At 55.7% G+C, this 7,991-nt stretch carries 8 protein-coding genes; 4 read left to right on the plus strand and 4 right to left on the minus strand.

Features of this window, described 5'->3' with window-relative positions; genetic code table 11:
* The first annotated feature begins 168 nt into the window (after window positions 1–168).
* The 4 genes from QZ197_RS13180 to QZ197_RS13195 are packed head-to-tail and all read left to right on the plus strand — an operon-like array spanning window position 169 to window position 4,052.
* On the plus strand, window positions 169–918 hold the full coding sequence (locus tag QZ197_RS13180) for an SDR family oxidoreductase (RefSeq protein ID WP_296432519.1): 750 nt from the start codon (window positions 169–171) through the stop codon (window positions 916–918).
* Window positions 915–1,523 (plus strand): enoyl-CoA hydratase/isomerase family protein, encoded by a 609-nt coding sequence (locus QZ197_RS13185; protein ID WP_296432510.1) that lies wholly within the window; start codon window positions 915–917, stop codon window positions 1,521–1,523. The genes QZ197_RS13180 and QZ197_RS13185 overlap by 4 nt, the downstream gene beginning before the upstream one ends.
* Before the next feature lie 58 nt (window positions 1,524–1,581).
* Window positions 1,582–2,889, plus strand: a complete 1,308-nt coding sequence (locus tag QZ197_RS13190) for a mechanosensitive ion channel domain-containing protein (RefSeq protein WP_296432520.1) — start codon at window positions 1,582–1,584, stop codon at window positions 2,887–2,889.
* Window positions 2,886–4,052 carry a TIGR03862 family flavoprotein gene (locus QZ197_RS13195; RefSeq protein WP_296432512.1) on the plus strand — a complete coding sequence of 389 codons (1,167 nt, stop codon included), beginning with the start codon at window positions 2,886–2,888 and terminating at the stop codon, window positions 4,050–4,052. The genes QZ197_RS13190 and QZ197_RS13195 overlap by 4 nt, the downstream gene beginning before the upstream one ends.
* On the opposite strand, the gene QZ197_RS13200 is transcribed toward QZ197_RS13195, so the two are convergent.
* The 4 genes from QZ197_RS13200 to QZ197_RS13215 all read right to left on the minus strand — a co-directional run.
* On the minus strand, window positions 4,049–4,567 hold the full coding sequence (locus QZ197_RS13200; protein ID WP_296432514.1) for a hypothetical protein: 519 nt from the start codon (window positions 4,565–4,567) through the stop codon (window positions 4,049–4,051). The two genes, QZ197_RS13195 and QZ197_RS13200, sit on opposite strands and share 4 nt — an antisense overlap.
* Before the next feature lie 262 nt (window positions 4,568–4,829).
* Window positions 4,830–5,852: a DNA polymerase III subunit delta gene (gene holA, locus QZ197_RS13205; protein WP_296432515.1), complete on the minus strand. Its 1,023-nt coding sequence runs from the start codon at window positions 5,850–5,852 to the stop codon at window positions 4,830–4,832.
* A complete protein-coding gene (gene lptE, locus QZ197_RS13210) occupies window positions 5,849–6,334 on the minus strand; it encodes an LPS assembly lipoprotein LptE (RefSeq protein WP_296432516.1) in 486 nt (161 codons plus the stop codon). The genes holA and lptE overlap by 4 nt, the downstream gene beginning before the upstream one ends.
* On the minus strand, window positions 6,324–7,991 hold a 1,668-nt coding region (locus QZ197_RS13215; RefSeq protein ID WP_296432518.1), incomplete at its 5' end, for a class I tRNA ligase family protein. The genes lptE and QZ197_RS13215, both read right to left, overlap by 11 nt.

The raw sequence follows: 7,991 nt of genomic DNA on the forward strand, positions 1-7,991 counted from the left end.
GCGGCACAAACGGCGCTGCGCAATCCAGTCGAATAGGTCATTGTCGTCCCTTTCAATATACATCTTTCGAACCGAGCAGGGGCTTCCTATGATGCACCCTGCGGTCGATACTATTAGGCAATAAGTAGCCACCCAGCAGACGGTTCGAAAGGGATAAGTGTGAAAAACATGAATATGAGCGGCAAAACAGTGCTGATTACAGGGGCAAGTCGCGGAATTGGTGCCGCTGCAGCCCGTGTTTTTGCTGATGCTGGTGCCAACGTGGCCCTTATTGCGCGAAGTACCGCCGATATCAGCGCCCTTGCCCAAGAGATTGGCGAACGGGCGATTGCAATCCCGTGTGACGTTTCAAAATACATTGATATTAGTGCAGCGGTCGCCACCACGATCGCGACTTTTGGTCAGTTGGATGTGTTAATAAACAATGCGGGCGTTGTTGATCCAATCGGGCATCTGCAAGACACTGACCCCGAAAAATGGGGACAAACCATTGATATCAACCTCAAGGGGGTGATGTACGGCCTGCATGCCACCGTGCCGGGGATGATCGCGCAAGGTGGCGGCACGATCATCAACATCTCGTCTGGTGCAGCGCATGGCCCTGTCGAGGGTTGGTCAGCCTACTGTAGCTCCAAGGCGGGTGTTTACATGCTGACCCGCGCAGCCGACCTAGAATGCCGCGATAAGGGGTTGCGGATCATGGGCCTGTCGCCCGGAACTGTGGCAACACAAATGCAGCGCGAGATCAAAGCGTCGGGGATTAATCCGATCAGCCAGTTGGACTGGTCAGTGCATATTCCACCCGAATGGCCCGCGCGGACTTTGCTTTGGATGTGTAGTGCCCAAGCAGACGCCTATCTGGGGACAGACATAAGCCTGCGGGAAGATGCAATTCGCGCCAAGGTTGGCCTGATATGATCCATCACAGCCAAGATGCTGACACATGGACTGTCACGATTGATCGGCCTGATAAAGCAGGCGCCCTTACCCGTGAAATGCTGATAGAACTCGCGGACATTGCCACTGCGGCACAGTCGGCAAAGCTGTTTATCCTGACAGGTACGGGGCCCGTTTTCAGTGCGGGTGCCGATTTAGACGCGGCGCGCGCTGGGCTCGCGACTGATCTCGTCTGGGAAAGATTGTCAGCGGCAATTGCTGGGCTTTCGGGGCTTAGCATTGCTGCATTAAACGGCACGGTGGCTGGCGGGGCTTTGGGGATGGTCTTGGCCTGTGATCTGCGGATCGCTGTGCCAACAGCCAAGTTCTTTTATCCGGTGATGAAACTGGGTTTTTTGCCGCAGCCGTCTGATCCGGCAAGGCTGGTGCAATTAATCGGGCCTGCGCGTGCAAAGTGCATTTTGATGGCCGGACAAAAAGTACAAGCAGACGAGGCGCTAGGGTGGGGGTTAGTTGACCGAATTGTGCCTGCGGAGGATTTGCTTTCTACAGCGTTGACGCTGGGGCAAGACGTACAATCGACCGACAAGAGCCATGTCGCCGCGATCAAAGGCATGATTGCATAGACTTGTGGCGTGCCAAATGGCACAGCATGCAGACGACAACCGCGAAGGGTGCACAGCGATGGATTCGACAACATTGATGGATCAAGCGCGCGACGCGTTTGATCAGGCACTTGGACTTGCGCAGGGTTGGCTGTTGTCGCCAGCAGCGTGGTCGCAATTCGCTCTGTTGATCGGCGCTTACTTGCTGGCGCGATTAGCGAACCGGATCATTGAGCCGCGTATCATCAAATTTTTAACTCCGGATGCCGCAAGCCGTTCGATCTTGTCCAAGGCGCGGCGCTTTGTGTTGATCTTTTTGCCCCTGCTTTTGCCGCTGCTGGCTTACGGCTTTACCGCCGTAGGAGAGCTTGTCACGCGGTCCCTGTTCGGGTCCGGTGCCGTCATAGCCTTTGGCAAACGGGTGTTCTTGTTTCTTGCGGCGCGCGCGCTGGCCAAGCATATCGTCACTGACCCGTTCTTGCGGATGTTGGCACGGTATATCCTTGTCCCCGTGGCGGCACTTTATGCCGTTGGGTTCCTTGATCAGGTTATCGTGGCGCTAGATCAAGCGGTCGTCAATTTGGGCAATATCAGTTTTTCCGCGCTTTCAATCGTGCGCGGCCTTGTTGCAGGCAGCCTTTTGTTCTGGCTGGGGCAGTGGTCTACATCGCAATCTTCGGCCTATATCGAACAGCAGCCGATGCGCCCCGCGATCCGGCAATTGGCCACCAAGGCGACCGAGTTCACGATCTTTGCTGTCGCATTCCTGATCTTGATGAATGTGATGGGGATAAGCCTCAGCTCGTTGGCGCTGATCGGTGGTGCCGTGGGTGTGGGTTTGGGTTTCGGCCTGCAAAAGATCGCGTCGAACTTCATCTCGGGCGTAATTCTGATGGTCGAGGGCCAAGCGACAGTCGGCGATTATGTCGAACTTGACGGCGGCGAGGCGGGCACGATCATCAAAATGACAGCGCGCGCGACGATCCTTGAAACGTATGACGGCCGCTGGATTGTTGTCCCGAACGAGGATTTCATCACAACACGGGTCGTGAATTACTCTGATTCAGGGTCTGCCAATCGGCTCGAAGTGGCATTTTCAGTTAGCTACGACACCGATATCAACAAAGTTCCCGCAATCATCGAAGCGGCAGTCTCTACTCATCCGGGCGTCTTGCAGGAACCCGAAGGGCCAGACTGCGAGCTGCGCGGGTTTGGAGATAGCGGGATCGATTTCTGCGTAGAGTTTTGGGTCAACGGGATTGATGACGGCAAAAACAAGTATTCGTCCGATGTGCTGTTCCTTGTTTGGAACGCGCTGAAAGACAACAATATTGAAATTCCATATCCCCACCGTGTGATCGAAATTAAGGGGCAGATGCCAACATGACCGATGCAATCGTAATTGGGGCGGGTCCAGCGGGTCTGATGGCTGCCGAACAGTTGGCAAAGGCCGGACTTTCGGTGCTTGTGGCCGATGCAATGCCGTCGGTTGGGCGCAAGTTTTTGATGGCAGGAAAGTCGGGCCTGAACATCACCAAAGACGAACCTTATGGCGATTTTGCGAGTGCCTACGGAACACCGATGCCCGAAGCGATGGCCGGTGCGATCGCGGCGTTTGGTCCGCAAGACGTGATGGCGTGGGCGGCCGATCTGGGTCAACCGTTGTTCACCGGATCAACGGGACGGGTCTTTCCCAAAGCGATGAAAGCATCGCCGTTGTTGCGGGCCTGGCTGGCACGGCTTGGCGGAATGGGCGTTGAATTCATGGCCCGCTGGCATTGGGATGGATGGGCAGATGATGGACTTTGTTTCACAACGCCCGAAGGCCCTCGGGTTTTGTCGCCCAAGGTGACTATCTTGGCGCTGGGCGGTGCAAGCTGGGCGCGGTTGGGATCGGACGGCAAATGGGCAGCACATCTTTTGCCGGACGTGACACCTTTTGCGCCTGCGAATATGGGATTTGAGGTGACGTGGTCTGATCACATGGCCGCCCATTTGGGAAAACCGGTCAAGGCGGTGGGTCTTACTGCGGGATCACAATCGACCCGTGGTGAGTTCGTGATTTCAAAACGGGGTATCGAAGGCGGCGGTATCTATAGTGTGTCGCGTACGATGCGCGAGGGCGCGGTTCTGTATATCGATTTGATCCCGGATTGGCCGCTAGAGCGTGTGCAAAAGGCACTGGCCAAACCACGCGGGAAATCCAGCCTGACAAACCATTTACGCAAGGTTCTGCGACTTGACCCACTGCGCATGGCGCTTTTGTCAGAATTTGGACGACCTTTCCCTGACGATCTGGCCGGATTGATCAAAGCCTTGCCAGTGCGTCATAACGGCTCGCGCCCCATAGACGAAGCGATCTCGACCGCTGGTGGCGTGCGCTTTGCAGCGTTGACTGATGATCTGATGCTTAAATCGCGTCCGGGCGTGTTCTGCGTTGGCGAGATGCTGGATTGGGACGCACCAACCGGCGGCTATTTGATCACCGGTTGCTTGGCTACGGGACATAAAGCTGGGCGCGCCGCTGCCTCTTATGGGTTGGCTTCTTAAGCCACCAATCGCAAGTTGGGCGATGTGCCGTGATAAAGCTGCAAGTCTGCACCATAGCGCTGCCGGATCAGGTCAATCGTTGCGGCGTCATAGCGCAGCATCTCGTGAAATCTATGCGGGCGACCGTCACTTTCGGAGGCGCTGAATAGCGGAACGATTCCCATTTGCCGAAAAACGTGACGCAGGTCAGCATCTGCATTTTCGGCGCGCACAAAATGCGTAACCCGTCCATCTGCCCAAGCATCGGCAGACCATGCACCAAAGCGCCGCCAGCGCGGTCCATAAGGTAAACCAGCGCCTTTTCCGTTGGGTTTTGTGCTGCGTAACCATGTTCCAAATTCGGGCACCGGCCATCCTGCTTTGCGACGCAGCCGCCAAAAAGGGTCAGTTTCAGCGATGCGATCATACAGTTGGGCCATCCGCCGAAACGGGTTTTGAACTACAGCGATGCGGGTGTAGTTACGAAACGGCAGATCGGATCGATCAAATGCAACTTCGGCCTCTGCGGGGGACATTCCTTTGAAAAACAATGTATTGCCAAGTCGTTGTCTTGCCGGAGCGATCTGCTGGTCGGCCCAAGGTGCCAAGGTTTTTTCCAGCCAGGCACAAGAGGTGAGCGGGTCGGAAAAGACAACAAATTGACAACGATGAGATACGAACATGATCACGGCCCCCTACGATCAATGAATAGACAAATGATCTTGCGCACCCTGCAATGATGCAACAAGTCTTTTACCAATCCATTAACACCGGCGAGTCTGCGCCGATTTTAGGGGATTATCTGCGCGCCATCATCGCCAGCCGGATCAACGTGCGTTCCATCAATGCAGCTGGTGGCGCAGTGTTGGCTGAACGTAGCTGTAGGTCCACATCCGTGAGTGCGGTCAGCGCCCTCTCAAGCCGATCACGGCCCCAATGACTGGCTTGGCGTACGATTTTATCACGACGGGGCCCAAAAACGGGTGGGCGCAAGCGTCCAACACCGGACGCGGGACCACCCGGATCAGAAGCAACAACATGAAGCCTGCGAAAATGGCGCATAGCCCCGATGCAGAGCGTCACGGGTGCTACGCCCTGTGCATAAAGATTGCGTAGCAGTGGCCCAAGTTTGTCTGCCTGACCGGTCGCTACTATTTCAAGAACATCATCCACATCGACCTCTGCCGATTGGGGGGCATTGGCCATAATATCGGCGATGCTGAGGGGTGTATCATCACCTCGTTTATAAAGGCTTACTTTCTCAAGCGTTTGGCGAAAATCGCCCGGTTCCAGCGTTCCAGCCAGCGCCATCAGCGCGTCCATAATATCGCGTTCGGGTTGTGGAATGTTCGCTTGGGCCATGGCCTGTTCGATATCCGCAATCGTTGGCGGTTCATCATAAAGGCCAATAGCGACCGCATTGCGGTGACCTTCCACAACTTTACGCAGCGCAGATTTGGCAGTCAATTGGCCAGCGGTAATGACAACCTGTGCGTCGCCTTTTTGCCAGTCCCTCAAGGCCGCATCGATTACCTTTGACATACCGTCCGTCGCGTCTTCAACAAACGCAACACGGTGTCCGGGAAAAAATCCTTGGGCTTTGATCGCATCATTCAGCATCGCGGGATCTTTGCGCAAATCGCTGGCGTTGATACGGGTCAGGCGCATTTCTTCTTCGCCCTGGGGACCGACAAGCGCCAAAATCGCCTGCTGTCGTTTGTCCGCCACGCGCATGGGGTCCGCACCAAAAATCAACAATGCAGTATGCGTCGGATCAGGTTTGCGAAAGTAATTCGCAGCAGCGCCGCCCGTCAGCTTCATGAGGGTCGGCCCGAGGTCGCGACTAGAACACGGGTGACGATCATATCAGCTAACATGACTGCCAGCCGCCCACGGGCATCATCGTTGGCCGTCTGTGTGGCAACCGTTGATCCGGTTGCGGAGTAGCTAGTGAATGCCTCGACCTTGCCGGTCTCTAATTGCTGGTTGGTCGAAAGGTCAGTGATTGACCAGTTTGCAGTGCCCACAATGTTTAGACGTGATGTATCACCGTCTTCGGTGATCGCAGCTGCACGTTCAGAAGTACTGATTGTGGTTCTGATCGCGAACTTTGGGTTGCTGGGTTGCCCAAGCCTGTCTTCCAGACGCGCACGCAGACGAAAGCCCAAAACACTTTCGTCTGCTTGAAACGCGAATGCTCCTTGGATCATCGCTCCATCGCCATAGATTGGCGCAAACCCGCAGCCAGCAAGGCCAAGCATGCCAAGCAATGCAATACGGCGGGTGGGGCGATTAGATAACAATGTTCACAATCCTGCCTGGGACAACGATCAGTTTCTTGGGTGCGTTGCCATCAAGGGCAGTCTGAACGACCCGCAGCGCCAAAGCAATTTCTGTAACGGTCTCTTTGCTGGCATCGGCGGGAACCTGAATTTCAGCGCGGCGTTTGCCGTTGATCTGAATAGGCAGCGTCACGGTGTCTTCGACCAACATCGCTTCGTCTGCGGTCGGCCACATCGCGTTCGCAATCAAGCCTTCGCCGCCCAGCATTGTCCAAATTTCCTCGGACAGGTGCGGGGTCATCGGTGACATGAGCTGTGCCAGAACAGTCATCGCTTGACGTTTCGCAGCACCACCAGCGTTGGATTTTGAGACAACGTTGGTAAATGCATAAAGCTTTGCAATTGCTGCATTAAATCCAAACGTCTCAATGCCCATGGTCACATCATGGATCGCCTTATGCATGGCGCGCAGTAGGTCTTCGTCGCCTTGACCGATGCCTGCGTCCATCGCTGCAATCTCGGTTGCGACGCGGTGGACGCGGTTAAGGTGTTTGAAGGTCGCTTCGGCACCGGACGCAGTCCATTCTACGTCACGCTCTGGTGGGCTGTCAGACAGCACGAACCAGCGGGCGGTGTCGGCGCCGTATTTTGCCAGAATATCATCGGGATCGACGACGTTCTTTTTGGATTTGGACATTTTGGCGGACGGGATGATCTCGACCTCGGTGCCGTCGGCTAGTTTACCATCAGTCACGTCCTCTGGCAGATGATAGACAGGACGATCTTTTGCATCACGTGTCTGATAGATTTCATGGGTGACCATGCCTTGCGTGAATAGCGCGTTGAACGGCTCGATCGCTGTTTCAGGCAGGTGGCCGGTCATATGCATCGCGCGGGCAAAAAAGCGACTGTAAAGTAGATGCAAAATCGCATGCTCGACCCCGCCGATATATTGATCGACGTTCATCCAATAGGCAGCGTCTTCCATATTCGTGGGTGTGGCGGCGTCGGGGGACGTAAAGCGCGCGTAATACCATGACGAGTCGACAAAAGTGTCCATCGTATCGGTTTCGCGCTGGGCTGGTTTGCCACACGTCGGGCAGGCGCAATTGCGCCACGTTGGATGGCGGTCAAGCGGGTTGCCGAGGATGTCGAATGTCACATCATATGGCAGTTCAACGGGGAGGTTTTCGGGTTTTTCAGGGACCACACCGCAGTCGTCGCAGTGGACAACAGGGATCGGGCAACCCCAATAACGTTGGCGGGACAGGCCCCAATCACGCAGGCGGAACTTGGTGACACCGCTTCCGATGCCGTTTGCTTCGCAGAACGCGATAGAGGAGGCGATGCCGTCGTCGCCTGTCTGCTCGGTTTCGCCTGCAAAGCCGCGAACGTAAATGACGGGTTCGGATTTGGGCGGCACATAGGCGTCGCCGCCGTCCTCTGGCATGACAACGCCTTCGTCTTTGACGGGCGCGTAGGTGCTAATGACGGGCAGGTCGTATTTGCGTGCAAAATCAAGGTCGCGTTGGTCATGCGCAGGGCAACCAAAGATCGCGCCTGTGCCGTAGTCCATCAAGATGAAGTTGGCGATATAGACGGGTAGGTCGGGCTGGCCTTCAAGGGGGTGCTTGACGCGCAGGCCAGTATCGTAGCCTAGCTTGTCAGCTTTTTCGAT

The sequence above is a fragment of the Yoonia sp. genome, from assembly GCF_017854415.1.
Classification (GTDB): Bacteria; Pseudomonadota; Alphaproteobacteria; order Rhodobacterales; family Rhodobacteraceae; genus Yoonia.